This window comes from Lentzea sp. NBRC 102530, assembly GCF_030269365.1.
Taxonomy (GTDB): domain Bacteria; phylum Actinomycetota; class Actinomycetes; order Mycobacteriales; family Pseudonocardiaceae; genus Lentzea.
Genome location: NZ_BSTF01000018.1, coordinates 169,508 through 193,013, shown reverse-complemented (window position 1 = coordinate 193,013; position 23,506 = coordinate 169,508). Strand labels below are relative to the sequence as shown.

At 68.1% G+C, this 23,506-nt stretch carries 29 protein-coding genes and 1 rRNA gene; 21 read left to right on the top strand and 9 right to left on the bottom strand.

The window, feature by feature from the left end; translation table 11 throughout:
* Positions 1 to 7: 7 nt before the first annotated feature.
* Positions 8 to 124, top strand: a 5S ribosomal RNA gene (rrf, locus tag QSK25_RS37115).
* Positions 125 to 251: 127 nt separating this feature from the next.
* On the opposite strand, the gene QSK25_RS37110 is transcribed toward rrf, so the two are convergent.
* Positions 252 to 731 (bottom strand): hypothetical protein, encoded by a 480-nt coding sequence (locus QSK25_RS37110; RefSeq protein WP_285645364.1) that lies wholly within the window; start codon positions 729 to 731, stop codon positions 252 to 254.
* A gap of 138 nt (positions 732 to 869) precedes the next feature.
* On the opposite strand from QSK25_RS37110, the gene QSK25_RS37105 reads away from it, so the two are divergent.
* From QSK25_RS37105 to QSK25_RS37080, 6 genes are all read left to right on the top strand, one after another.
* Positions 870 to 1,418 (top strand): MBL fold metallo-hydrolase, encoded by a 549-nt coding sequence (locus QSK25_RS37105; RefSeq protein ID WP_285645362.1) that lies wholly within the window; start codon positions 870 to 872, stop codon positions 1,416 to 1,418.
* Between the two features lie 194 nt (positions 1,419 to 1,612).
* On the top strand, positions 1,613 to 3,241 hold the full coding sequence (locus QSK25_RS37100; RefSeq protein ID WP_502881931.1) for a circularly permuted type 2 ATP-grasp protein: 1,629 nt from the start codon (positions 1,613 to 1,615) through the stop codon (positions 3,239 to 3,241).
* A gap of 13 nt (positions 3,242 to 3,254) precedes the next feature.
* A complete protein-coding gene (locus QSK25_RS37095; protein WP_285645361.1) occupies positions 3,255 to 4,202 on the top strand; it encodes an alpha-E domain-containing protein in 948 nt (315 codons plus the stop codon).
* Positions 4,203 to 4,204: 2 nt separating this feature from the next.
* Positions 4,205 to 5,047 carry a transglutaminase family protein gene (locus QSK25_RS37090; RefSeq protein ID WP_285645359.1) on the top strand — a complete coding sequence of 281 codons (843 nt, stop codon included), beginning with the start codon at positions 4,205 to 4,207 and terminating at the stop codon, positions 5,045 to 5,047.
* A 61-nt stretch (positions 5,048 to 5,108) separates the two neighbouring features.
* On the top strand, positions 5,109 to 5,954 hold the full coding sequence (locus QSK25_RS37085; protein WP_285645358.1) for a helix-turn-helix domain-containing protein: 846 nt from the start codon (positions 5,109 to 5,111) through the stop codon (positions 5,952 to 5,954).
* Positions 5,929 to 6,105, top strand: a complete 177-nt coding sequence (locus tag QSK25_RS37080; protein ID WP_285645356.1) for a DUF397 domain-containing protein — start codon at positions 5,929 to 5,931, stop codon at positions 6,103 to 6,105. The genes QSK25_RS37085 and QSK25_RS37080 overlap by 26 nt, the downstream gene beginning before the upstream one ends.
* On the opposite strand, the gene QSK25_RS37075 is transcribed toward QSK25_RS37080, so the two are convergent.
* Positions 6,090 to 6,512 carry a type II toxin-antitoxin system PemK/MazF family toxin gene (locus tag QSK25_RS37075; RefSeq protein WP_285645354.1) on the bottom strand — a complete coding sequence of 141 codons (423 nt, stop codon included), beginning with the start codon at positions 6,510 to 6,512 and terminating at the stop codon, positions 6,090 to 6,092. The two genes, QSK25_RS37080 and QSK25_RS37075, sit on opposite strands and share 16 nt — an antisense overlap.
* An 89-nt stretch (positions 6,513 to 6,601) precedes the next feature.
* On the opposite strand from QSK25_RS37075, the gene lepA reads away from it, so the two are divergent.
* Together lepA and QSK25_RS37065 are read left to right on the top strand one after the other, a co-directional pair.
* The gene (gene lepA, locus QSK25_RS37070; protein WP_285645378.1) at positions 6,602 to 8,437 is read left to right on the top strand and encodes a translation elongation factor 4; all 1,836 of its coding nucleotides are present in this window, start codon (positions 6,602 to 6,604) and stop codon (positions 8,435 to 8,437) included.
* 56 nt (positions 8,438 to 8,493) lie between these two features.
* Positions 8,494 to 9,030: an EF-hand domain-containing protein gene (locus QSK25_RS37065; protein ID WP_285645353.1), complete on the top strand. Its 537-nt coding sequence runs from the start codon at positions 8,494 to 8,496 to the stop codon at positions 9,028 to 9,030.
* Here the strand turns inward: QSK25_RS37065 and QSK25_RS37060 are convergent.
* Both QSK25_RS37060 and QSK25_RS37055 read right to left on the bottom strand, forming a co-directional pair.
* A complete protein-coding gene (locus QSK25_RS37060) occupies positions 8,997 to 9,377 on the bottom strand; it encodes a PPOX class F420-dependent oxidoreductase (protein WP_285645352.1) in 381 nt (126 codons plus the stop codon). The two genes, QSK25_RS37065 and QSK25_RS37060, sit on opposite strands and share 34 nt — an antisense overlap.
* Positions 9,374 to 9,964 (bottom strand): dihydrofolate reductase family protein, encoded by a 591-nt coding sequence (locus tag QSK25_RS37055; RefSeq protein WP_285645377.1) that lies wholly within the window; start codon positions 9,962 to 9,964, stop codon positions 9,374 to 9,376. The genes QSK25_RS37060 and QSK25_RS37055 overlap by 4 nt, the downstream gene beginning before the upstream one ends.
* Before the next feature lie 83 nt (positions 9,965 to 10,047).
* Here QSK25_RS37055 and QSK25_RS37050 point away from each other — a divergent pair, with 83 nt between their 5' ends.
* Both QSK25_RS37050 and QSK25_RS37045 read left to right on the top strand, forming a co-directional pair.
* Entirely contained in the window at positions 10,048 to 10,509 is a 462-nt protein-coding gene (locus tag QSK25_RS37050; protein ID WP_285645351.1) for a winged helix-turn-helix transcriptional regulator, read from the top strand.
* 38 nt (positions 10,510 to 10,547) lie between these two features.
* On the top strand, positions 10,548 to 11,159 hold the full coding sequence (locus tag QSK25_RS37045) for a class I SAM-dependent methyltransferase (RefSeq protein ID WP_285645350.1): 612 nt from the start codon (positions 10,548 to 10,550) through the stop codon (positions 11,157 to 11,159).
* A gap of 54 nt (positions 11,160 to 11,213) precedes the next feature.
* Here the strand turns inward: QSK25_RS37045 and QSK25_RS37040 are convergent, their stop codons facing one another.
* Both QSK25_RS37040 and QSK25_RS37035 read right to left on the bottom strand, forming a co-directional pair.
* Positions 11,214 to 11,441 (bottom strand): hypothetical protein, encoded by a 228-nt coding sequence (locus QSK25_RS37040; RefSeq protein WP_285645348.1) that lies wholly within the window; start codon positions 11,439 to 11,441, stop codon positions 11,214 to 11,216.
* Between the two features lie 73 nt (positions 11,442 to 11,514).
* On the bottom strand, positions 11,515 to 11,946 hold the full coding sequence (locus QSK25_RS37035) for an HD domain-containing protein (RefSeq protein ID WP_285645347.1): 432 nt from the start codon (positions 11,944 to 11,946) through the stop codon (positions 11,515 to 11,517).
* A gap of 102 nt (positions 11,947 to 12,048) precedes the next feature.
* Here QSK25_RS37035 and QSK25_RS37030 point away from each other — a divergent pair, with 102 nt between their 5' ends.
* The 4 genes from QSK25_RS37030 to QSK25_RS37015 all read left to right on the top strand — a co-directional run bounded on the left by QSK25_RS37030 (position 12,049) and on the right by QSK25_RS37015 (position 17,739).
* Positions 12,049 to 13,506 (top strand): chitinase, encoded by a 1,458-nt coding sequence (locus tag QSK25_RS37030; RefSeq protein ID WP_285645345.1) that lies wholly within the window; start codon positions 12,049 to 12,051, stop codon positions 13,504 to 13,506.
* Positions 13,507 to 13,629: 123 nt separating this feature from the next.
* Positions 13,630 to 14,676 (top strand): NAD(P)H-dependent flavin oxidoreductase, encoded by a 1,047-nt coding sequence (locus QSK25_RS37025; RefSeq protein ID WP_285645344.1) that lies wholly within the window; start codon positions 13,630 to 13,632, stop codon positions 14,674 to 14,676.
* Positions 14,677 to 14,686: 10 nt separating this feature from the next.
* The gene (locus QSK25_RS37020) at positions 14,687 to 16,210 is read left to right on the top strand and encodes a DUF885 domain-containing protein (RefSeq protein ID WP_285645334.1); all 1,524 of its coding nucleotides are present in this window, start codon (positions 14,687 to 14,689) and stop codon (positions 16,208 to 16,210) included.
* A complete protein-coding gene (locus QSK25_RS37015; RefSeq protein ID WP_285645331.1) occupies positions 16,210 to 17,739 on the top strand; it encodes a DUF885 domain-containing protein in 1,530 nt (509 codons plus the stop codon). Before QSK25_RS37020 ends, QSK25_RS37015 begins: the two co-directional genes overlap by 1 nt.
* On the opposite strand, the gene QSK25_RS37010 is transcribed toward QSK25_RS37015, so the two are convergent.
* Both QSK25_RS37010 and QSK25_RS37005 read right to left on the bottom strand, forming a co-directional pair.
* A complete protein-coding gene (locus tag QSK25_RS37010) occupies positions 17,714 to 19,132 on the bottom strand; it encodes an amino acid permease (protein ID WP_285645330.1) in 1,419 nt (472 codons plus the stop codon). The two genes, QSK25_RS37015 and QSK25_RS37010, sit on opposite strands and share 26 nt — an antisense overlap.
* Positions 19,133 to 19,192: 60 nt before the next feature.
* A complete protein-coding gene (locus QSK25_RS37005; protein WP_285645329.1) occupies positions 19,193 to 20,161 on the bottom strand; it encodes a zinc-binding dehydrogenase in 969 nt (322 codons plus the stop codon).
* 70 nt (positions 20,162 to 20,231) lie between these two features.
* Between QSK25_RS37005 and QSK25_RS37000 the strand changes: the two genes are divergently transcribed.
* From QSK25_RS37000 to QSK25_RS36985, 4 genes are read left to right on the top strand one after another with little or no spacing between them, the layout of a single operon-like run.
* Entirely contained in the window at positions 20,232 to 20,450 is a 219-nt protein-coding gene (locus QSK25_RS37000) for a hypothetical protein (protein WP_285645328.1), read from the top strand.
* Entirely contained in the window at positions 20,447 to 20,899 is a 453-nt protein-coding gene (locus QSK25_RS36995; protein WP_285645327.1) for a guanyl-specific ribonuclease, read from the top strand. Before QSK25_RS37000 ends, QSK25_RS36995 begins: the two co-directional genes overlap by 4 nt.
* On the top strand, positions 20,896 to 21,159 hold the full coding sequence (locus tag QSK25_RS45645; protein ID WP_502881930.1) for a barstar family protein: 264 nt from the start codon (positions 20,896 to 20,898) through the stop codon (positions 21,157 to 21,159). Before QSK25_RS36995 ends, QSK25_RS45645 begins: the two co-directional genes overlap by 4 nt.
* A 43-nt stretch (positions 21,160 to 21,202) precedes the next feature.
* Positions 21,203 to 21,619, top strand: coding sequence for a hypothetical protein (locus tag QSK25_RS36985; RefSeq protein WP_285645325.1), 417 nt, complete (start codon positions 21,203 to 21,205; stop codon positions 21,617 to 21,619).
* Here QSK25_RS36985 and QSK25_RS36980 read toward each other — a convergent pair.
* A complete protein-coding gene (locus tag QSK25_RS36980) occupies positions 21,616 to 22,383 on the bottom strand; it encodes an enoyl-CoA hydratase family protein (protein WP_285645324.1) in 768 nt (255 codons plus the stop codon). The two genes, QSK25_RS36985 and QSK25_RS36980, sit on opposite strands and share 4 nt — an antisense overlap.
* A gap of 63 nt (positions 22,384 to 22,446) precedes the next feature.
* Between QSK25_RS36980 and QSK25_RS36975 the strand changes: the two genes are divergently transcribed.
* Positions 22,447 to 23,064, top strand: coding sequence for a DJ-1/PfpI family protein (locus QSK25_RS36975; protein ID WP_285645323.1), 618 nt, complete (start codon positions 22,447 to 22,449; stop codon positions 23,062 to 23,064).
* A complete protein-coding gene (locus tag QSK25_RS36970; RefSeq protein WP_285645322.1) occupies positions 23,051 to 23,485 on the top strand; it encodes a MarR family winged helix-turn-helix transcriptional regulator in 435 nt (144 codons plus the stop codon). The genes QSK25_RS36975 and QSK25_RS36970 overlap by 14 nt, the downstream gene beginning before the upstream one ends.
* Positions 23,486 to 23,506: the final 21 nt, after the last annotated feature.

Genomic DNA, 23,506 nt, shown 5'->3' with positions numbered 1-23,506 from the left:
ATAGTGTTTCGGTGGTTATAGCGTTGGGGAAACACCCGGTCCCATTCCGAACCCGGTAGTTAAGCCCTTCTGCGCCGATGGTACTGCACTGGTTACGGTGTGGGAGAGTAGGTCGCCGCCGAACTTAATTTGCCCTGCGGGTTGAGCGCCACAAGCGCTCCCCGCAGGGCTTTTTGCGTTCCCGAATACCGGTCGCAGCTCCGCCGCCATTCGTTGGACAGCATGCCGAACGCGATCTGGACGACCAGGGGCTATTCGAGGACGTCACCGGCGCCCGTCGTGTTGGCGGCCGCCGTGGCGATGAGGGCACGGGCCAGTTCGATGCTCGCCGCCCCCAGCATCTCGGCGGCCGGTCCAGGGCTGAGCAGGTCGGCGGGGAGTGCGAGGTGTTCTGCCGAGGTGTTGAGCGACAGCGCCGCGCTGCGGCCCCTGCACCCTGCGGGCGGACGCGCCCACCCGGTAGTGGGCCACGCCGGTCTCGTGCACTCCGATGGCGATGTGCTCACCCGTTGCCGACGCGAGGACCTCGTGGTGCCGATGTTGGCGAACCCGTTCGAGTCCGCGCGCAGGATCGACGCGGTGCCGAACGACCAGAGGGCGATCCGAGCGCGCACCGGCTCGTCGTCCTCCGGTTCCACCCGCGAGGTACCCGACGCGTCGCGCAACGTCGTGATCAGCGCGTCCCGCCTGTCCCGCAACGGAAGTGTCGCCGTGTCCGGCAGAACTGCCATGCGGACCTCCCCCTTCACCCGACCGGTGTGGCGGTGTCAGCCGACGGCACGGCGCTGTGGACCGATTCGGCGTGTCGATCCGATCTCAGGCTCCGCCGGAGGCCTGCTCGCACTCGTCACATCAGAAGAGTCAGCATCATGAAGACCATCGTCCTGGTCCACGGTTTCTGGGTGACGCCGCGCAGTTGGGAGCACTGGATCGACCGCTACCAGAAGGCCGGCTACCAGGTCGTCGCTCCCGCCTACCCCGGTTTCGAGGTGGAGGTCGAGGCGCTCAACGCCGACCCGTCGCCGATCGAGCCCGGTGACCTGCCGCCGATCGACGCGGTCCTGCTCACCCACGACCACCACGCCGACAACCTCGACGACGCCGGCCGTGCCCTGCTCCCCACCGCGGGCACCGTCGTCACCACGGCCTCGGGCGCCCGGCGGCTCGGCAACGGCGCTCGCGGCCTGCTCTCCTGGGAGACGACCCGGCTCACCGCACCGGGCAGACCCGCCATCGAGATCACCGCGACCCCGTGCCGGCACGGCCCACCCCTGTCCCGTCCCGTCACCGGCGACGTCATCGGCTTCGCCCTGCGCTGGGATGGCCAGAGCACGGCCGGCCGTGGATCTCCAGCGACACCGTCCTGCACCACGGAGGCGTCCGCTTCCCGGTCACCGGACCCCTGCGCTACACGATGACCGCCGCCGACGCCGTCGCGCCGGACGTGCGCGAGCTCGTGCACTGGTTGCCGATCGGTGTCGGCGTGGACGGACCTGGGGTGATCACTGACCGGGTGCCCTGGTCACCGAAAGCACCGGGTTTCGTTTCCGGGAGGTTTCTTCTCCGGATGGACTAGTGCGAAATCCGTCTGAACAGGGTGAAGATGTGGACCATGGAACGCCGAGCCCCCACCTCAGGACTGCGCCGCAGCCGCACGGTCACCACGCCGAGGCTCGGTGAGCTGTTCAACGGCTATCTGAATACCGAACGGCCCCATGCCGGCGCCTACGACGAGATGTTCTCCACGGACAACGGGGTGCGCAGTGCTTATCGCGCGCTGTACGAGTCGGTGGCTCCGTCGCAGGTCAACGAGCTGAACGCGCGCTCTGAGGCGCTGGGGCGGGCCTTTGTCGACCAAGGGATCACGTTCTCGCTGAGTGGTCAGGAGCGGCCGTTTCCGCTCGATCTGATTCCTCGGATCATCACGGCCGCGGAGTGGTCGAAGCTCGAGAAGGGCATTGTTCAGCGGGTCCGGGCGTTGGAGATGTTCCTCGCCGACATCTACGGCGACGCGCAGATCGTCCGCGACGGAGTGCTGCCCCGGCGTCTCATCACGAGCTGCGAGCACTTCCACCGGGAGGCGGCCGGCATCATCCCGCCCAACGGGGTGCGCATCCACGTGTCGGGTGTCGACCTCGTGCGGGACGAGCAGGGGACGTTCCGGGTTCTGGAGGACAATCTCCGCTGCCCGTCCGGCGTCTCCTACGTCATGGAGAACCGGCGGACGATGGCTCGGGTGTTCCCGGACTTGTTCGCACGGCACCGCGTGCGCGCGGTGGGTGACTACGCGGTGCACCTGCTGAGGGCGCTGAGGAACGCTGCCGCGCCCAACGCCGCGGATCCGAACGTCGTCGTGCTCACGCCAGGGCTGGGGAACTCCGCCTACTTCGAGCACTCGCTGCTCGCCCGGCAGATGGGCGTGGAACTCGTCGAGGGGCGGGATCTGTTCTGCCGCGACAACTTCGTCTACCTGAGGACGACGGAGGGGGAGCGGCAGGTCGACGTCATCTACCGGCGCATCGACGACGACTACCTGGATCCCGTGCACTTCCGGCCCGACTCGGTGCTGGGCATCGCGGGGCTGGTGAACGCGGCGCGGGCCGGCAACGTGGTCGTGGCCAACGCCGTGGGCAACGGGGTGGCGGACGACAAGCTCGTCTACACGTACCTGCCCGAGATCCTGCAGTACTACCTCGGCGAGAAGCCGTTGCTGCCCAACGTGGACACGTTCCGGTGCTGGCTGTCCGACGAGCGGGCGCACGTGCTCGACAAGCTCGACGAGTTGGTCGTCAAGCCCGTCGAGGGGTCCGGCGGGTACGGGATCGTGTTCGGGCCGGATGCGACGGTCCGGGAGCTGAACTCGTTGCGGAAGAGGATCAAGAACAACCCGCGCGGGTGGATCGCCCAGCCCGTGGTGCAGCTCAGCACCGTGCCGACCAAGGTGGGGGACAAGCTGGCGCCGCGGCACGTCGACCTGCGGCCGTTCGCCGTCAACGACGGGAACTTCATCTTCGTGCTGCCGGGTGGTCTGACGCGCGTCGCGTTGCCGGAAGGCAGTCTCATCGTCAACTCGTCGCAGGGCGGTGGGTCCAAGGACACGTGGGTGCTGGCGGCGAAGTCGTCGACGCAGGAACGGGAGCTCGCGGAGCCCGGGCTCGCGGGTCCGTCCGACATGGAGGTCGCGGCCGCCGAACAGGGGCCGGAGCTGACCACTTCCCAGCAACAGCAACAGCAGCAGTAGGGAGGCGCGCGAAATGCTGGCACGCAACGCTGAGTCGCTGTACTGGATCGGCCGCTACGTCGAACGGGCGGACGACACGGCGCGCATCCTGGACGTCTCGGTCCACCAGCTGCTGGAGGACGCGACCGTCGACCCCGACGCCACCTCGCGGCAGTTGCTCGCGGTGTTGGGGATCAAGCCGCCTGCCGGGGCCGACCAGTTCGACGTGTTCTCGTTGACGGAACTGGTGGCGTACAACAAGGAGAACCCCAGCTCCATCGTGTCGTCGGTCAACAGCGCGCGCGAGAACACGCGTGGCGCTCGTGAGGTCGTGTCGACCGAAATGTGGGAGTGCCTCAACGCGATGTGGAACGCCGTCGCGGAACGGCAGACCTACGCGCGCACGATGGGACCGCACGCGTTCTTCAGCTTCGTGGAGGAGCGGGCGGCGATGTTCGCCGGGCTTGCGGACTCCACGATGTCACGGGACGACGGATGGCGGTTCCTGGTCTTGGGGCGGTCTGTCGAGCGTGTCGACATGATCGTGCGGCTGTTGTTGGCTCGTGTGGGCGACAAGGCTTCTTCGCCGGGATGGGTCACGGTGCTGCGGTCTGCCGGTGCGCACGACACGTACCTGAGGACGTATCGCGGGGCGTTGGACGCGTCGAGAGTGGTGCAGTTCCTGTTGTTGGACAGGCTGTTCCCACGGTCGGTGTTCCACGCGCTGAGGCAGGCCGAGTCGTGCCTCGAACAGCTGGAGAACCAACCTTCCGTGCGCGTCGGTGCGCGCGCGGAGGCGTTGCGGCTGCTCGGCAAGGCACGCAGCGAACTCGAGTTCCTGCGGCCGCACGACCTGCTCGACGACCTGCCGAAACGGCTCGCGGCACTGCAGAAGACCGTGCGTGAGGTCGGCGAGGCCGTGTCACAGCAGTACTTCCACGTGGCGCCGTGGGTCGCCTGGACGAACACCGAGGTGGGCTGACCATGAGCTGGCGAGTGCGTGTCGTGCACACGACGGGTTATCGGTACGAGGCACCGGTCGTGCAGTCGTACAACGAGGCAAGGCTGACGCCACGTGGTGACCGCAAGCAGAACGTGGTCGTCTCCCGCGTCGAGACCACGCCGGCGACCCGTGCGTACCGGTACACGGACTACTGGGGCACTGAGGTCACGTCGTTCGACCTGCATGCGCCGCACAAGGAACTGCAGGTCGTCGCGTCGTCGGTCGTCGAGACGAGCGCGGAGATCGAACCGGTGACCACGGGCACGTGGGGCGACGTGCGCGCGGAGAACATCGTCGACCGCTACACGGAGTTTCTCGAGCCCACGCTCTACACGCCGCGCCACCGTGAGTTGCTGGCGGTGGCGCGTGACCTCAAGAAGGGGCAGTCGCCGTCGGGTGCGGTGCTGGCGGCTTCGCAGTGGGTGTCGGAGCAGTTGACGTACCAGCCCGGCTCGACGGGCGTGCACAGCTCGGCCGTCGACGCGTGGCACGAACGCAAAGGCGTCTGCCAGGACTTCGCGCACCTGACGTTGGTGCTGCTGCGCGGCATGGGCATCCCGTCGCGCTATGTCTCCGGATACCTGCACACGAAGAAAGACGGTGCACTACGAGAGACCGTACGAGGCGAGTCGCACGCGTGGATCGAGGCGTGGACCGGCGGGTGGTGGGGGTACGACCCCACGAACGCCATACCGGTCGGGCCGCGGCACGTGTGGGTGGCGCTCGGCCGTGACTACGCGGACGTGGCGCCGCTCAAGGGGATCTACTCGGGTGGGGCGGCGACGGCGCTGGAGGTGACGGTCGACATCACGCGCCTGGCGTGAAGCCGTTTTCACCCGAATGAGCCTCTTTGTTGGAGCTCCTGCAATCCCTAGCGTCGGTCGTATGAGCGTGATCACATCGACGGCGTGCAGCAGGGCTCTGGGTGACGAACTGCGCCGGCTTCGGGAGACCTGCACCGACCTGGGTGGTGCCCACCTGGCCCTGCGACTGGGGTGGCACCCGAGCAAGGTCACCAACATCGAGAAGGGCAAGGCGCGCGCCAGCGAGATCGACCTCGTGCAGTACCTGACGATGTGCGGCAAGGACATCGACTTCTTCGAAGACTTCCGGCGGCGCTACGCGACTGCGTTCGACGAGTACGTCCTGCAGGTGTCGGGGAACCTCCGGACGCTCGCGTTCGCCGAGGCCACAGCCAAGTTGATCACCAGCTACGACTCGCACACGGTGCCGGGGCTGGTGCAGACACCGGAGTACGCCGAGGCGCTGTACCGGATCGGCGGGTTCGTGGCTGAGGAGCGGATCCCGACAGCGGTCCAGTTCCGGATCGAACGGCAGGCGATCCTGGCGCGGCACACTCGGCCGACCTGCTTGTTCTATGTGCACGAGCTCGCGTTGCGGCAACGGGTCGGGGACGCCCGGATCATGGAGGACCAGTACGCCCGGCTGATGTTCAACACGGACATGGTCAGGATCGTGCCCGCGGACGTCGTGATCCCGTCTTCGGGGTGCGTCCTGTGGGAGTACGAGAAAGCGATGCCGGTCGCGTTCAGCGAGACGGATCTCGTGAACGTGTTCGTGCAGGATCCGGGTGCCATCGCGAGGACCAGACTCCTCTTCAACCACCTGGAAGAGGTCGCACTGGATGCGGGACAATCGCGGAGCAAGCTGGCGGAGTACGTCAGCTCACCGCGAGAGGATTTCGATGGCCGAGGACCGCGTCTGGCGTAAGAGCAGCTACAGCGGTGCGACCGAGGACGGGAACTGCGTCGAGGTTTCGTTCGCTGCTGACGTGCTGGTTCGTGACTCCAAGAACGCCGACGCGGGCACGCTGACGTTCAGCGCACCCGCGTGGCGTGCGTTCGTTCAGCGCCAGCCGTGACGGTCGCGTAGGGCGTCCACGACCTGGCCGAAGGCTGCGGGGGCCAGCACGGCGCCCTCGCGGCGGATGTCGTCGTCCGAGTCCAGCGCGAAGACGCGGTCGAGACGCAGGTAGGAGGGGCGGCCCTCGCGGTCCCAGGCGCCCGCGCCCAGTTCCAGGTAGTCCTCGCGCGGCTCCTTCGAGGAGAGCATCAACGCGACCAGTTCGCGCTTCATGTGGCCCACGACCAGCAGCGGCCGGTCCTTGCCACGTGAGGCGTCCTCCTCGTAGGGCACCCAGGCCCAGACGACCTCGCCGGGGTCCGCGTCGCCGTCCATCGAGGGCTCGTAGGCGAGCTTGGCGGCGTCCGCGGCGTCGAAGATCTCGCGTACCGCGCCCTTCTCGGGGCGGGGGTCTTCACCGTTCATCTGCACGGACGCACCCTAGTGGTGCAGGGCACGTGACCCTCTATGGGACCATAAGGGGACACCCGTCCGATTTTCTGTTGAGGACTGCCTTGACCACGTTCGCCGACACGACCTTCACGCCGCCGGACCTGATCCGGAACTTCTGCATCATCGCGCACATCGACCACGGCAAGTCGACGCTGGCCGACCGCATGCTGCAGCTCACCGGCGTGGTCGAAGCGCGGGCGATGCGCGCTCAGTACCTCGACCGGATGGACATCGAACGAGAGCGCGGCATCACCATCAAGGCGCAGAACGTGCGTCTGCCGTGGCAGCTCGAAGGGCAGGACCACGTCCTGCACATGATCGACACGCCTGGCCACGTCGACTTCACCTACGAGGTGTCCCGCGCGCTGGAGGCCTGTGAAGGCGCCGTGCTGCTGGTGGACGCCGCACAGGGCATCGAGGCGCAGACGCTCGCGAACCTGTACCTGGCGATGGAGAACGACCTCACCATCATCCCGGTGCTGAACAAGATCGACCTGCCCGCGGCGGACCCGGACAAGTACGCCAAGGAGATCTCGCACATCGTCGGCTGCGAGCCGGAGGAGGTGCTGCGGGTCTCGGCGAAGACGGGTCTCGGCGTCGAGGCGCTGCTGGACGAGGTCGTGCGGAAGGTCCCGGCCCCGGTCGGCGCCGCCGACTCCCCGGCCCGCGCGATGATCTTCGACTCGGTCTACGACACCTATCGCGGCGTCGTCACCTACATCCGCGTGGTCGACGGCAAGATCACGCCGCGCGAGCGCATCAAGATGATGTCGACGGGCGCGACCCACGAGATCCTCGAGGTCGGCATCGTCTCCCCGGAGCCGAAGCCGTCGCAGGGCCTCGGCGTCGGCGAGGTGGGCTACCTGATCACCGGCGTGAAGGACGTGCGCCAGTCCAAGGTCGGCGACACCGTCACGTCCGAGCGCAAGGGCGCCACCGAGCCGCTGGCGGGCTACCGCGAGCCGCGTCCGATGGTCTACTCGGGCCTCTACCCGGTCGACGGCTCCGACTACCCGGAGCTGCGCGAGGCGTTGGACAAGCTCCAGCTCAACGACGCGGCGCTGACCTACGAGCCGGAGACGTCGGCCGCGCTCGGGTTCGGGTTCCGCTGCGGCTTCCTCGGGCTGCTGCACCTGGAGATCACCCGCGACCGGTTGGAGCGCGAGTACGGCCTGGACCTGATCTCCACCGCCCCGAACGTCGTCTACCGCGTGGTGATGGAGGACGGCACCGAGCACGTCGTGACGAACCCGTCCGACTGGCCGGAGGGCAAGCGCGCCGAGGTCTACGAGCCCGTCACCAAGTGCACGATCATCGCGCCGTCCGACTACATCGGCGCGATCATGGAACTCTGCCAGTCCAAGCGCGGCCAGCTCGGCGGCATGGACTACCTGTCGGAGGACCGGGTCGAGCTGCGCTACACGATGCCGCTCGGCGAGATCATCTTCGACTTCTTCGACTCGCTGAAGTCGCGCACCCGCGGTTACGCCTCGCTCGACTACGAAGAGTCCGGTGAGCAGGACGCGGAGCTCGTCAAGGTCGACATCCTGCTGCAGGGTGAGACGGTCGACGCGTTCAGTGCGATCGTGCACAAGGACTACGCCTACGCGTACGGCACGCGCATGGCGACCCGTCTGCGTGAGCTCATCCCGAGGCAGCAGTTCGAGGTGCCGATCCAGGCCGCGATCGGTGCCCGCGTGATCGCCCGCGAGACGATCCGCGCGATCCGCAAGGACGTGCTGGCCAAGTGCTACGGCGGTGACATCACCCGCAAGCGCAAGCTGCTCGAGAAGCAGAAGGAAGGCAAGAAGCGCATGAAGATGGTCGGCCGGGTCGAGGTGCCGCAGGAGGCCTTCGTCGCCGCGCTGTCCACTGATGAGCCGAAGGGCAAGAAGTAGGTTCATCAGTTCGTGCGACTGTTGGCGTCCCAACGCGGTGCCTAACGTCGGTGGCCATGACCTCAGCTACGAGCCATGACAACGACGTCCGCCGGTTCCGGAAGTGGGACGCCGACAACGACGGGGTCATCGACCGCTCCGACTACGAGGCGGAGGCACGGCGCATCGTCCACGCGTTCGGGGAGAGCCTGAACAGCGGGCGCGGCCGTGCCGTGATGGAGGCGTTGATCGTTCTCCACAGCCGTCAGGCGGAAGCGGCGGGCGTCGGTCCTTCCGGTGCGATGAACCAGGAGCAGTACCTCGCGGCCAACCAGGAGTTGATGTTCGGCCGGGGTGACCAGGGGTTCGACGACCTGCTGCGCCCGGCCATCGCCGCGATCGCCGACGTGTGCGACACCGACCGCGACGGGCTGGTGAGCAAGGTGGAGCTGCGCCGGTGGCTCGGGAACGCGGTGGGGTTGAGCGACGCCGACTCCGACGCGGCGTTCGACCGCATCGACCTGGACGGCGACGGGGCGCTCACGGTGGACGAGCTCGTCATCGCGGTGCGCGAGTTCCACTACGGGCGGTTGGACATCGCGTTGCTGGGCTGAATGAGCGCGACTACTCGTTCCTCGTCGCGTCCGTAGGGCGCGCCGATGTACTTCTGGGCGATGGCGTCCACGATCTCCCACGCCGCGTCGCCGGTGATCCACTCCACCACCTGCCCGCGCAGGGTGATCGGGTGGAACGGGTTGTCCGGCGGCGTCAGGGAGATCGCCACGCGCGGGTCGCGGCGCAGGTTGCGGGCCTTCTGCGAGCCGGGGCCGGTGAGGATCGCGATGTGGTCGCCGTGCGTGCCTATCCACAGCGGCACGGAGTGAGGGGCGCCGTCGGGCAAGAGCGTGGCCAGATGGGCGATCGGGGCGCCGTCCAGCACCCCGCGGAGGTCGGCGTTCACCGCTGCACCTCGTAACGCAGGTGGGTCACGCCGGGGGCTGCCACGGCCTCGATCAGGTTCAGGCGGACGTGCTCGGGGAGTTCCTGGAAGAACGGACGGCCGGTGCCGAGCAGGACGGGCACCTGGTGCAGCACGATCTCGTCGACCAGGCCCGCGCGCAGCGCCGACGTCAGCACGCCGCCGCCCATGAGGCCCACGTCGCGGCCGCCGGCCAGGTCGCGGGCCGCGGCGATGGCGGACTCGATGGTGGTGGCCGGGGTCTGGGCCGCGGACAGCGTCGGCACGGCAGACCTGCTCAGCACCACCACGCGGGCGTTCGGGACCGGACTGCCACCGCCGAACCGTTCGGAATCCTCGTAGGTCCTACGGCCCGCTACCAGCGCGCCGACGCGGGCGGCGAGCTGGTCGAACAGCGGGGCGCTGGCCTCGCTCAGCTTGAAGCCGTCGAAGGCCGTGCTGGGGACGGTGCCGTCGAAGTACCAGTCGAAGAGCATCCCGCCGTCGCCCAGGCCGTGGCCCGGACGCGGGGCGCGGCCCGTGATGTACCCGTCGACCGACACCGCGTGTGCGCTGATCACCTTGCTCACCGCGACCTCCTTGAGTTCCTTCAAGAGACTCGAACGTAGCAGGGTGAGTTCCTTAAGGGAACCCTGGGCGCTACGATGAGGTCATGCAGCGGACCAGCTTCAGTGGGATGGCGTGTTCGATCGCGCGCACGCTCGACGTCATGGGGGAACCCTGGACGCCGCTGATCCTGCGCGACGTGTGGGTCGGCATGACCCGGTTCGAGCAGCTCCAGGCCGACCTCGGGATCTCCCGCAAGGTGCTGACCGAACGGCTGAACCACCTGGTGGAGCAGGGGGTGCTGGAGCGCAGGCCGTACGACCAGAGGCCGCGCTACGAGTACGTGCTGACGGCCAAGGGCACCGAGTTGATCGACCTGCTCATGGTCATGAAGGCCTGGGGGGACCGCCACCTCGCCGGCGAGGCCGGGCCGCCGGTGCTCTACCGGCACCACGCGTGCGGCGAGATCGCGGACGTCGCGCTGCGCTGCGACCACTGCGGTGAGCCGATGCGGGCGGGGGACGTGGATCTGCTGCCCGGCCCTGGTGTTGCCAAGACGGCAACGTAGTTTGCCGTATTGGCACGGCGAGGCGCATCGTTGGGACCATGACGACCGCACAGGAGTTCTGGGAGACCTTCTACTCGGAGCGGGACCAGGTCTGGTCCGGCAACCCCAACCCCTTGCTGGTGCGCGAGGCTGAGCGACTCACGCCCGGCAGCGCGCTCGACGTCGGGTGCGCGGAGGGCGGCGACGCCGTGTGGCTCGCGAAGCGCGGCTGGCGGGTGCTGGGGGTCGACGTGTCGCAGGTCGCGCTGGACCGGGCGCTCCGGCACGCCCACGACGCCGGCGTCGAGATCTCGGTGGAGCAGCACGACCTCAAGGCCACGTTCCCCGAGGGGTTGTACGACCTGGTGAGTGCTCAGTTCCTGCACTCGCCCGTCGAGGAGGACGGTGAGCGCAACAGCATCCTCAAGCGCGCGTCGGACGCCGTCGCGCCGGGCGGGCACCTGGTCATCGGTGGGCACGCGGCCGCGCCGTCGTGGTCGCCGCACCAGGACTACTACTTCCCGACCACCAAGGACGTGCTCGACCACCTGAACCTCAGGGACAACTGGATCATCGTCACCGACGAGGTCGTGGAACGGCCGCTGGTCGGGCCGGAGGGGCAGCAGGAGACGCGCAAGGACAACGTCCTCACGCTCAAGAGGCTCTTCTAGAAACGCGAAGGCCACCCTCGGCATCGTTGCCGGGGTGGCCCAAGGATTCGTACGTCAGGCGGAGCGCAGGAGGCGGTCCATGGCCTGGCGGTTGATGATCGAACGGAGCTCGCCGGTCTCCTCCGCGGTGTGCCGCGAGAGGATGGCGTCCAGTTCGAGTCGGTCGCTCTCCGTGGTGTAGCTGGCCAACTGCCGCTCCAGGCTCTGTCGCTTCACCCGAGCCGCGCGGCGCGTGGCAAGGGTCGAACGCAGGGACTTGACGGACAGGTCGTGGCGGGTCATCGGATCCTTCCAATCTTGGTTACGATCCGATAATACACCCTGTTCAAGCTACCTGTACCGTTTAAGAAGCGAGTTAGCTCACGTACTCCGCGAGCAACCCCAGCGCCCGTGCGTACTTGGCCTTCAGGCGCTCCTGCGTGGCCTCGTCGAGACGGGCCATCCGGGTGGGGGAGAGGTTGTCGCCGATGTCCGCGCGCTTCACGGAGAGTGCCAGCGGGTTCGCGGCGACGCGGCGCAGGTAGTCCTCCTGTGGCTCTTCCTGCAGGTGCGACAACGCGACCACGGCGTCGACGACGACCTCGGGGCAGCCGCGCGAAGCAAGGTCTTCCGCCGTCACCCAGGTGTCCTCGATGACGTCGTGCAGCACGGCGGTCATCTGCTCGTGCTCCCCGGTCACCGATGCCATGACCCGCAACGGGTGTCCGATGTACGGCCGGCCCGACTTGTCGACCTGCCCGTCGTGCGCGGAAGTGGCCAGCGCGATCGCGTCTTCGAGGGTGAACACGCGCATCAAGCTAAACCAGGTCTTGACCAAGCGCAGTGGTCTAGTCCATTTTTAGTCCACTCACAAAACATGGCCGCCGCATGAGTTGTGTGGAGGTGGACCATGTCCAAGGCCAGACGAGCAGCCATAGCGCTGCTGTCCGCGCTGTTCGCGTGCGCCGGTCTGGTGTTGGTGATCAACGGCAACGCCGCCGCCGCGAACCTCGCGGCCAACAGCGGCTTCGAGGCCGGCAACCTGAGCGGCTGGACCTGCACCGAGGGCACGAGCGTCAGCAACAGCACCAAGCGCACCGGCCAGTACGCCCTGCAGGGCGCGCCCGCCGGCCAGAGCAACGCGCGGTGCCAGCAAACCGTTTCGGTGCAACCGAACACGGCCTACAAGCTGAGCGCGTGGGTCCAGGGCAGCTACGTCTACCTCGGCGTCACCGGCGGCGTGGAGAAGAACACCTGGACGCCCGGTTCCAGCGGCTTCTCCCAGCTGACCGTCGACTTCACCACCGGCAGCGCCACCAGCGTCACGATCTACCTGCACGGCTGGTACGGCCAGCCCGCGTACTACGCCGACGACGTCAACCTCGACGGCCCAGGTACGCCGCCCACGACGACGAGCACCACGACGTCGACCACCACCACCACGACCACCACCACGACCGGCAACCCGCCGCAGACCGGTCTGCCGAAGCACGTCCTGACGGGCTACTGGCAGAACTTCTACAACGGTGCGCGCGCTCTCAAGCTCGCTGACGTCCCCACCACCTACGACATCATCGCGGTGTCGTTCGCCGACGCCACGGCGGTGCAGGGCCAGGTCGCGTTCAACCTCGACCCCGGCCTGAGCAGCCAGCTCGGCGGCTACACCGACGCGCAGTTCCGCGCCGACATCCGGACGGTCCAGAACCGCGGCCAGAAGGTGATCATCTCCGTCGGCGGCGAGAAGGGCACGATCAGCGTCGGTAACGGCACGGCGGCGACGAACTTCGCCAACAGCGTCAAGGGCCTCATCTCGTCCTACGGCTTCGACGGCGTCGACATCGACCTGGAGAACGGCGTCAACGCCCAGTACATGGGCCAGGCGCTGCGCGACATCCACGCCGGTGGCGGCAAGGTCATCACCATGGCGCCGCAGACGATCGACATGCAGAACGTCAACGCCGAGTACTTCAAGCTGGCGCTGGCGACCAAGGACATCCTGACGATCGTCAACATGCAGTACTACAACTCCGGCACGATGCTCGGCTGTGACCAGCAGGTCTACGGCCAGGGCACGGTCAACTTCCTGACCGCGCTCGCGTGCATCCAGCTCCAGTCCGGTCTGCGGGCCGACCAGGTGGGCCTCGGCCTGCCCGCGTCGCCGTCCGGTGCCGGTGGTGGCTACCAGTCGCCGTCCAACGTCAACAACGCGCTCAGCTGTCTCGCCCGCGGCACGAACTGCGGGACGTTCAAGCCGAGCACGACCTGGCCGTCGATCCGCGGCGCCATGACGTGGTCCATCAACTGGGACGCCTCCAACAACTGGCAGTTCGCCAACACGGTCGCCCCTCATCTGGACTCCCTGCCCTAGATGATGGAGCCGGTCGGCGTCACGTCCACTGTGGACGCGACGCCGACGGGCGCAGTCCTTGCGTCATCAAGAACACAGGCCTTCACCAGGCATTCGCCGCCCGATCCCACTAGGTTGTGCCCCATGTTCCCCACGCTGGGTGTCCCCGTTGTCGCCGCGCCCATGGCGGGTGGCCCCTCCACCCCCGAACTGGTCGCCGCGGTGAGCGACGCGGGCGGCTTCGGGTTCCTCGCGGCGGGCTACATCACCGTCGAGCAGCTCGCGGAGAAGATCACGCGCACGAGCGAGCTCACGACCAAGCCGTTCGGGGTCAACCTGTTCGTGCCCGGCACCCGGCCGACAGCGGACATCTCGTCCTACGTGCGACGCGTCACGTCCTGCGCGGAGAAGATCGGCGCGGTCCCCGGCGATCCGCGCTGGGACGACGACAACTACGCCGCGAAGCTCGAACTCGTGCTGGCGCTGCGCGTGCCCGTGGTGTCGTTCACCTTCGGCCTGCCCGACGTGGACGACGTGCAGCGGCTCAAGGCGGCCGGCTCCACGATCGTCGTGACGGTCACCACCCCGAGCGAGGCCCGGCAGGCGCAGCAGATCGGCGCGGACGTCGTGTGCGTGCAGGGGTCCGACGCGGGCGGCCACCGCGGCACGTTCGCCGACGACGGCATCTCGCCCGGTGGCGGCGAGCTCTACGGCACCCTCGCGGCGATCCGGCTCGTCCGCGCCGCCGTCGACCTGCCGGTGATCGCGACGGGTGGCCTGGTCACCGGCGCCGACGTCGCCGCGGTGCTCGCCGCGGGCGCGATCGCGGCCCAGCTCGGCACCGCGTTCCTCGGCTGCCCGGAGGCGGGGACCAATGCCGCACAACGGGAAGCGCTCGCCGAAGGAGCCCGGCGCACGGCACTCACGCGGGCGTTCAGCGGACGTCCGGCGCGCGGCCTGGTGAACCGGTTCCTGATCGAGCACACCCCGCACGCCCCCGCCGCGTACCCGAACGTGCACCACCTGACGAAGCCCGTGCGCGCCACCGGCGAGGTCGAGGTCATGTCGCTGTGGGCGGGCACCACGTACCCGCTCGCGACGGCCGAACCCGCGGGCGAGGTCGTGCGCAGGATCGGCGACGAGCTGGCCGAAGCGGTCAAATCCCTGGCCGAGCGGTTCTCGCGCGGCTAAGAAGGAGAGCGTGACCTCGCTCTCGGACAAGACCTTCCAGGCGATGATGGACTGGTATCCGTACTTCGCCACCCTCGTCGGCGTTCCCGGCTGGGACGACCGGCTCGAAGACCCCAGTCCGGAGGGCCACCGCGATCTGCGGGCCAGGCTCGTGGACGTCCTCGACCGGCTCGACGCGAGCGACGAGGACCCGGTCTCGAAGGACGTGATCCGGCACCAGGCCACGTCGATCATCACCATGATCGACGCCCGGCTGGTCGAGCACAGCGTGGCGCGCGGGCTGAACTCGCCGGTCTCGATGCTGCTCCGGTACACCTCGCAGATCGACTTCTCCCAGCGGGTGCACGCGATCCCGCGCTTCCTCGACCAGGTGGCGGGCCGGCTCGTCGACACCGACCGCAGGCCGCTCGCCCGGCACGTGCTCAGCGGAGCGGACCACGTCGAGAAGTTCCTCGCCTCGCCCCGGCAGGAGTGGGAGGGCGACGCGGACGTGCGCCCGGCGTTCGCGAAGTACCGCGAAACCCTGCTGAGCCTGCCCGGACGGCCCGACGAGCAGGCCGGACTGTGCTGGTTGCCCGAGGGTGAGGAGAACTACCGCAAGCTCGTCCGGGACTACACCACGGCCTCTTACACGCCCGCCGAACTGCATCAGCTCGGGCACGACCTGATCGCCGGGCTGCGCGAGGAGTACGCGGAGATCGGCTCACGGCTGTGGGGCACCTCGGACGTGCCCGAGATCTTCCGCCGGTTGCGCACGGAACTGTTGTGGAACAACGAGGACGAGATGCTCGTCAGCGCGGAGGAGGCCGTGGTCCGGGCGAACGCCGAGGCGCCGAAGTGGTTCGGCAGGCTGCCGAAAGCCCGGTGCGAGGTCAGGTTCACGCCGGAGCAGGACCGCGCCAACGCGCCGTTCGCCTACTACGTCGACCCGGCGCTCGACGGCTCCCGGCCGGGCGTCTACTACCTGAACCCGTTCGACGCCACCTCGCGCAGCCGCACGGTGTCCGAGGTGACGGCGTTCCACGAAGCCGTTCCGGGGCACCACTTCCAGATCTCGATCGCCGCCGAGACCGAGCTGACGAACGTCCGGAAGTTCGCGTTCGTCGACTCCTACCTCGAAGGCTGGGGGCTCTACACCGAACGCCTCGCCGACGAGATGGGCCTCTACTCCTCCGACGAGGCACGCCTCGGCATGCTCGGCCTCGACGCGATGCGCGCGGGCAGGCTCGTCGTCGACACCGGCATCCACGCCCTCGGTTGGTCGCGGCAGCAGGCCGTCGACTACCTGCGCGAGTACACCGTGATGGACGATTCGGAGATCGAGGGCGAGATCGACCGCTACATCGAAACACCTGGTCAGGCGCTCGCGTACATGGTGGGGCGCCTGGAGATCCTGCGCGTTCGGGCCGAGGCGGAGGCCACGCTGGGGCAGGGTTTCGACATCAGGGCGTTCCACGACCTGGTGCTGGAGAACGGCATCGTACCGTTGTCCACATTGAACGCTCTTGTCACCGAGTGGTCTGGGAGGGCCTGATGTCACTGGCGGATGAGATGTTCCAGGCGGTGATGGACGCGTCGCCGCTGTCCGCCGCGATGTTCGGCCTGCCCGGCTGGGACGACCAGCTCGAAGACCTGAGCGTCGAGGGGGAGGCGGCGGTCCGGGCGCGGATCGTCGACATCCTCGACCGTGCCGAGACGAGTGACGAGGACCCGGTCACGCTCGCGGTGATCAAGCACCAGGGCCGGGCGATCATCGACCGCATGGACGCGCGCCTCGTCGAGCACACCGTCGCGCAGGGCCTGACCGCACCGGTCAACGGCCTGCTCATGATCGCGACGAAGGTCGACGTGTCGCAGCGCCTCGACAAGTTCGGGGTCTACATCCGGCAGGCGGCGCAACGGCTGCGCGACACCGACCGCAGGCCGTTGCAGCGCCACGTCGACGCCGGCGTCGAGCGCGTGCAGGCGTTCCTCGACTCGCCCGCGCAGCCGTGGGAAGGCGACCACGCGGGCGAGATCCGCGCGGCCGTGACCGAGTTCCGCGACCAGCTGGCGTCGATCACGGACGGCCGCAGCGACGAGCACGCCGGCCTGTGCTGGCTCCCCGAAGGGGAGGAGAACTACCGCAAGCTGGTCCGCAACTACACGACCACCTCGCGCAGCCCCGAAGAGCTGCACCAGCTCGGTCTCGACATCATCGCGTCGCTGCGCGAGGAGTACGCGGAGATCGGCTCGAAGCTCTGGGGCACCACGGACGTGCCGGAGATCTTCCACCGCCTGCGCACGGAACTGTTGTGGGACAACGAGGACCAGATGGTCGAGAACGCGACCGAGGCGATCGCCCGCGCCGAGGCCGAGGCCCCGAACTGGTTCGGTCGCATGCCGAAGGCCGACTGCGAGGTCCGCCTGGTCGACGAGGCGGGCCGCTCGACGGCCCCGATCGCGTTCTACATGCCGGCGGCGCAGGACGGATCACGTCCGGGCATCTACTGGCTGAACCCGTTGGGTGCCACCGAACGCAGCCGCACGCTGTCCGAGGTGACGGCGTTCCACGAGGCCGTTCCCGGCCACCACTACCAGGTGAGCATCGCGGCCGAGACCGAGATGCACCCCATGCGCAAGTTCGCCTTCATCGAGGCGTACCTGGAGGGCTGGGGTCTCTACACCGAACGCCTCGCGGACGAGATGGGCCTGTACTCGTCGGACGAGCAGCGCCTCGGCATGCTCGGCCTCGACGCGATGCGCGCCGGGCGCCTGGTCGTCGACACCGGTCTGCACGCGTTCGGCTGGTCGCGCCGGCAGGCCGTCGACTACCTGCGCGAGAACACCGTGATGGCCGAGCCCGAGATCATCTCGGAGGTCGACCGGTACATCGAGGTGCCCGGTCAGGCGCTCGCGTACATGGTGGGACGCCTGGAGATCCTGCGGATCCGCGGTGAGGCCGAGCGGAAGCTGGGCGAGGAGTTCGACGTGCGCGCGTTCCACGACCTGGTGGTGGGGAGCGGCGCGGTGCCGCTCTCCACCCTCGACCAGATCGTCACGGCGTGGGCCGACGCTCCATGACGGAGTGCCGCTTCGAGTAGGCGAAGTAGATGATCAGGCCGATCACGAACCAGATCGCGAACCTCAGCCAGGTCTCCGGGGTCAGGAACGTGATCAGCCAGATCGAGAAGATCACGCCGATGATCGGCACCACGGGCATGCCCGGCGTCCTGAACGTCCTCGGGAGGTCGGGTTGCTTGTAGCGCAACACGATCACGGCGATGCACACCACGACGAACGCCAGCAGGATGCCGATGTTGGTGAGTTCGGCGGCCTCCGCGATCGGCAGGAACCCGGCGATGACCGCCGAGGCGACGCCCAGCACCCAGGTGATGCGCGACGGCACGTGCTTCACCGGGTGCGACTTCGCGAACCACTGCGGCAACAGGCCGTCGCGGCTCATCGAGTAGCCGACGCGGGCCGCGCCCATCATGAACGTGAACAGCACCGTCGTGATGCCGAGGATCGCGCCGACGCTGATCACGATCCCGAGCGCGGGCAGGCCGATGTCGGCGAACGCCGTGGCGAACGCGGACTCCGAGTCGACGTCCTGGTAGTTCACCATGCCGGTGAGCACGAGACAGGCCAGCACGTACAGCACCATCGACACCGCGAGCGAGTAGATGATCGCCTTCGGCATGTGCCGTTGCGAGTCCTTGGACTCCTCCGCGGCCGTCGACATGGCGTCGTAGCCGAACACCGCGAAGAACACCGTCGCAGCGCCCGTGAGCGCACCCGAGATGCCGAACGGGAAGAACGGGTTGTAGTTGTCCGTGTTGATGTGGAACGCGCCGACGATGATGACCAGCGCCACCACCGCGATCTTCAGGTACACCAACGTCGTTTCGAACCGTGCGGCGTTCTTCATGCCCATGTTCAGCACGTACGCGATGAGCAGGCACAGCAGCACGGCGAACAGGTTCACCTTGTACGTGCCGGCGGCCACGTCACCTGTTTCGGTTCCTGGAGCGCCGAGCATCCATTGCGGCAGATGGATGTCGAGCAGGCTCAGCAGTTCGGTGAAGTAACCGGAGATCCCGATCGCGACCACCGCCACGATCGCGGTGTACTCGAGCAACAGGTCCCAGCCGATGAACCAGCCGACGATCTCGCCCAGCACCGCGTAGCCGTAGGTGTAGGCGCTGCCCGCCTTGGGGATCAGGCCCGCGAACTCCGCGTACGAGAACGCCGCCGCCGCGCTCGCGACACCGGCCACGAGGAACGAGATGAGCACGGCCGGTCCGGCGGTCTTGTTCGCGACGGCACCGGCGAGCGAGAAGATGCCCGCGCCGATGATGCCGCCGATGCCGATCGCCGTCAGCTGCCACAGGCCCAACGTTCTGGTGAGCCCGTCGCCCTTGTCCTCGGCGATCTGTTCTATGGGCTTGCGCCGGAAAACGCCCTGCGTAGTCATGGGGACACTGTCACGCCATTCGCGTTCAGCCGCAGACCAGCAGGGCGTTTTGTGCCTTTTCTACGAGCGGGTGAACACGATCTTGCCCGCGGTGTCGCCGTCCAGCATCGCCTTGAGGCCCTGCTCGGCGTCCTCGAACGCCAGCTCGGCGCCGATCTGCGGCTTGAGGTCGTTCAGGGCGCAGAACCGGATGAGGTCGCCCAGCTCCTCGCGGGTGCCCATGGTCGAGCCGACCACGCGCAGCTGGAGGAAGAAGAGGCGCTGGAGTTCGGCGGCGGACGCGTCACCGGACGTCGCGCCCGAGATCACCACGATGCCGCCGGGCTTGAGGGCCTTCATCGAGTGCGACCAGGTGGCCTTGCCGACGGTCTCGAACACCGCGTCGACCCGTTCCGGCAGCCGGGCGCCGGACTCGAACGTGTCGTGCGCGCCCAGCGTCTTCGCCAGCGCGCGCTTCTCCTCCGTGCGGCCCGTGACCCACACACGGAAGCCCGCTGCCCGTCCGAGCTGGATCAGTGCCGTCGAGACACCACCCGACGCGCCCTGCACCAGCATCGTCTGGCCGGGGCGCAGACCGGACTTCACGAACAGCATCCGGTACGCCGTCAGCCACGCCGTGCCCATGCAGGCGGCCTCGGCGAACGTGAGGTCCGCGGGCTTCGGCAGCGCGTTGCGGGCAGGCACCACCACGTAGTCGGCGAACGTGCCCTGGTGCTTCTCGGTGAGCAGCGTGCGCCCGGGGTCGAGCGTCTCCTCACCGGCCCAGTTCGGGTCGCCGATGACGGAGTGCAGCACCACCTCGGTGCCGTCGTCGAGGACGCCCGCGCCGTCGCAGCCGAGGATCATCGGGAACCGCTCGGGCTTGATGCCGACGCCGCGCAACGTCCACAGGTCGTGCATGTTGAGGCTGGCCGCCTTGACCGCGACGCGCACCCACCCGTTCGGGACCTCGGGCTCGGGGCGCTCGCCGACGCGGAGCGACGCCAGCGGGTTCTCAGGACTGGGTTCTGCTGCGTAAACGGCGAACATGGTTCGCAACATACCCATCTTGAACGTGGCCAAATGCCGTGACACGGGTCACGCGACTACGCTCGGGCGGGTGGACTGGTTGGTGCAGTGGTGGGACGGGGTCGAGCTGTGGGTCGTGCAGCTGCCCGTCGCCGTGCAGTTCCCCGTCGTGATGATCGTGGTGTTGCCTTTGTGCTTGGGCGTGGCGCGGCTGATCGACCGGGTCGCTGACTGGGGTGCGAACAACCCCGCGTCCGTCGGGACCCCCGAGCCCGAACCGGAGCCCGAATCGGAGAAGGTCGCCGCGTGAGTCCTGGTCGTCGCCTGACCGTCGCACTGGTCGGGCTCATCGCCCTCGTCGTCATCGGGTGGTTCGTCAAGGACACCACGTCCTCGGCGCCTCCCACCGAGTCGACGAAGCCCGCGGCGTCGAGCGCAGCCACGCAGGGCGTTCCCGGGGCCAGCGCCTCGGGGCTCGACGTGCAGGCGCTGTCGAAGCTGCCGGTCGAGGCCGCGAAGACGTGGAAGCTGATCGAGGCCAACGGGCCGTTCCCGTACCCGCGCAACGACGGCGTGACGTTCCAGAACCGCGAGAAGCGGCTGCCGGCCAAGAACTCCGGGTACTACAAGGAGTACACGGTGCCGACGCCGGGAAGCCCCGACCGGGGCGCGCGGCGGATCGTCACCGGGTCGTCGAAAGAGGTCTTCTACACCGGGGACCACTATTCGTCGTTCGTCGTGGTGGACGTGACCAAATGAAACGGCACATTCTCGTTTCGGAAAAAGCCGCCGCGATCTCGGCCATTGCGCGCGCTTTGGACTTCCCGTCGTGGTTCGGGCAGAACCTCGACGCGTTGTACGACAGCCTGACGGACCTCTCGTGGTTGCCCGCGGGGGAGTACGTGCTGGTAGTGCCCTCGGACCTGGACTCCTCCGTGCTGGAGGTGCTGCGGGACGCGGCGAAGCAGACCGCTGGTTCAGGTGACCGGAAAGTGCGGGTGATTCGCACGGAAAGGTGACGTGTGCTGCGCATTTCCCGTCCGGAGTGGACAGTGCCGTTCCATGGGAATGCAATTCCGTCGCCTGAGCTGTGTGCTCGGCGTTGCCGTCGTCGTCGGAATGACGTGCCCGGCGGTGTCGTTCGCCGGTGACCCCGACTGCTCGCAGGAGGGGCCCTTCACGCCGTTCGAGACGATCGACGGCGACAACCCCGTGACGATGATGAACGGCCGCGTGGTCGAGCTGCGCGCGTCGAACAAGTCGAAGTGCGCGTGGGGGCGCATCTCGCACGGGACGCCCGGCGAGGAGATCTGGACCGACCGCAAGGAGCCCTCGGCGAACTCGCACGAGGGCTTCCTCGGGTACACCAGGATCGACTCGGGTTCCGCGAAGTACACCGATGCGTTCAAGAACGACGGGCGGGTCATGCGCGCCTGCGGGTCGTCCCAGGGCGTGATCGAGTGCACCGGCTGGTTCTAGTCGGCGGGCACCCAGGAGGGCTTGCGCTTCTCCCTGAACGCGGTGATGCCCTCCTGGCCCTCCGGTCCGCCGAAGTGCTGCGCTGACAACGCGAGCATGTCCGCGAAGACCTCGCCGAGGTTCGTGGACCGTTCCTGCTGGAGCATGTTCTTCGTGGCCGCGAGCGCGTTCGGGGCACCGAGGGCGAGCATGTCGGTGTAGCGGCGGACCTCGGCCGCGACGTCGTCGGTGGCGGCGTTGAGCAGGCCGATCTCCTTGGCGCGCTGGGCGTCGAAGGTCTCGCCGGTCAGGAACAGCTCGTGGGCCTGGCGGGGGAGCAGCCGCGGCAGCACCGTGACGGAGATGACGGCGGGCACGACACCGATCCGGACCTCGCTGAACGCGAACGTCGCCTTGACGTCCGCGACGGCGATGTCGCACGCCGCCACGATGCCGACGCCACCCGCGCGGGCCGGACCGTTGAGCGCGGCGACGACCGGCTTCGGACTGGTCCAGAGCTGCTCGAGGATCGCGGGGAACTCGTTGACGCCCTGGTCTCCCGCGCTCGCGCCGGCGGCCTCCTTGAGGTCCATGCCGGAGCAGAACACGGAACCCGTGTGCGTCAGCACGACCACTCGCACGTCGTCGTCCTTCGCCGCGTTGCTCAGGTGGTCCCTGAGTTCGCGGCGCAGCTGTGACGACAGCGCGTTGCGGTTGTGCGGGGAGTCCAGCGTGATCGTCGCGATGCCACGCTGCACCTCGTAGTGGACCAGCTCGTCTGCCATGTCGCTGACCTTAGCTGCTCCCGTTCATTGACAGCATGCTGTCAATTATGACAGTCTGCTGTCATGACACAGACGGTGTACCTCGCCCTGACCGACCGGCTCGCGGACTGGGAGTACGGGCACGTGGCGGCGCAGGTGAACATCCAGCACTTCCAGCAGCAGCCGGGCCGGTACGAGATCCGGACGGTGGGCCTGTCGCTCGACCCGATCCGCACGGTCGGCGGGGTGCGGATGCTGCCGGACGTGACGCTGGCGGACGTTTCCGTCGAGGACGCGGCGATGCTCGTGCTGCCGGGCGGCGACGGCTGGGAGGACACCTCGGTGGCGGCGGCGTTCGGTGAGCTGGCGCGGCGGTTCCGTGCGGCGGGCAAGCCGGTGGCCGCGATCTGCGGCGCGACAGTGGCCCTGGCGGGTGCCGGGTTGCTCGACGACGTGGCGCACACGTCGAACTTCGTTGGTGCGCTTGGCTCTTACGGCGGTGCCTCGATGTACCGCGACGAACGCGTCGTGCGCGACCAGGGCGTGATCACGGCCGGTGGGGCTTCCTCGTTGGAATTCGCCCGCGAGGTGCTGGCGGAGCTGGAGACTTTTGCGCCGCGCACTCTGCAGGCCTGGTACGAGTGGAACCGCGAGGACACCGCCGAGGCGTTCGGAAAGCTGGTGGCGAGTGTCCAGGACTGAGTCCGGCGACGTCCTGACCGACGTCGTGATGCGCACTTTCCGTCTCTACGGCGCTTTTCTCGACGCGGCCGAGGTGATGACGAAGCCGGTGGGCCTGACCGCGGCGTGGTGGCAGGTGCTCGGCGCCGTGCTGCGTGAGCCGTTGCCCGTGTCGGGGGTGGCGCGCGAGATGGGGCTGACCCGCCAGTCCGTCCAGCGGATCGCGGACCTGTTGGTGGACAAGGGGTTGGCCGAGTACGTACCGAACCCCGCGCACGCCCGCGCGAAGCTCGTGCGGCCGACGGCCGAGGGGTACGAGGCCATCTCCCGTCTGAGGGAGGCGCAACACGAGTGGGCCAACCGCGTCAGTGCGCAGGTCTCGCTGGAAGACCTGCGCACGACGCTCGCCACGATGACCGCTCTGGTCGCGGCTACGTCCTGATGCCCGGCAGGGGGTGGGGCA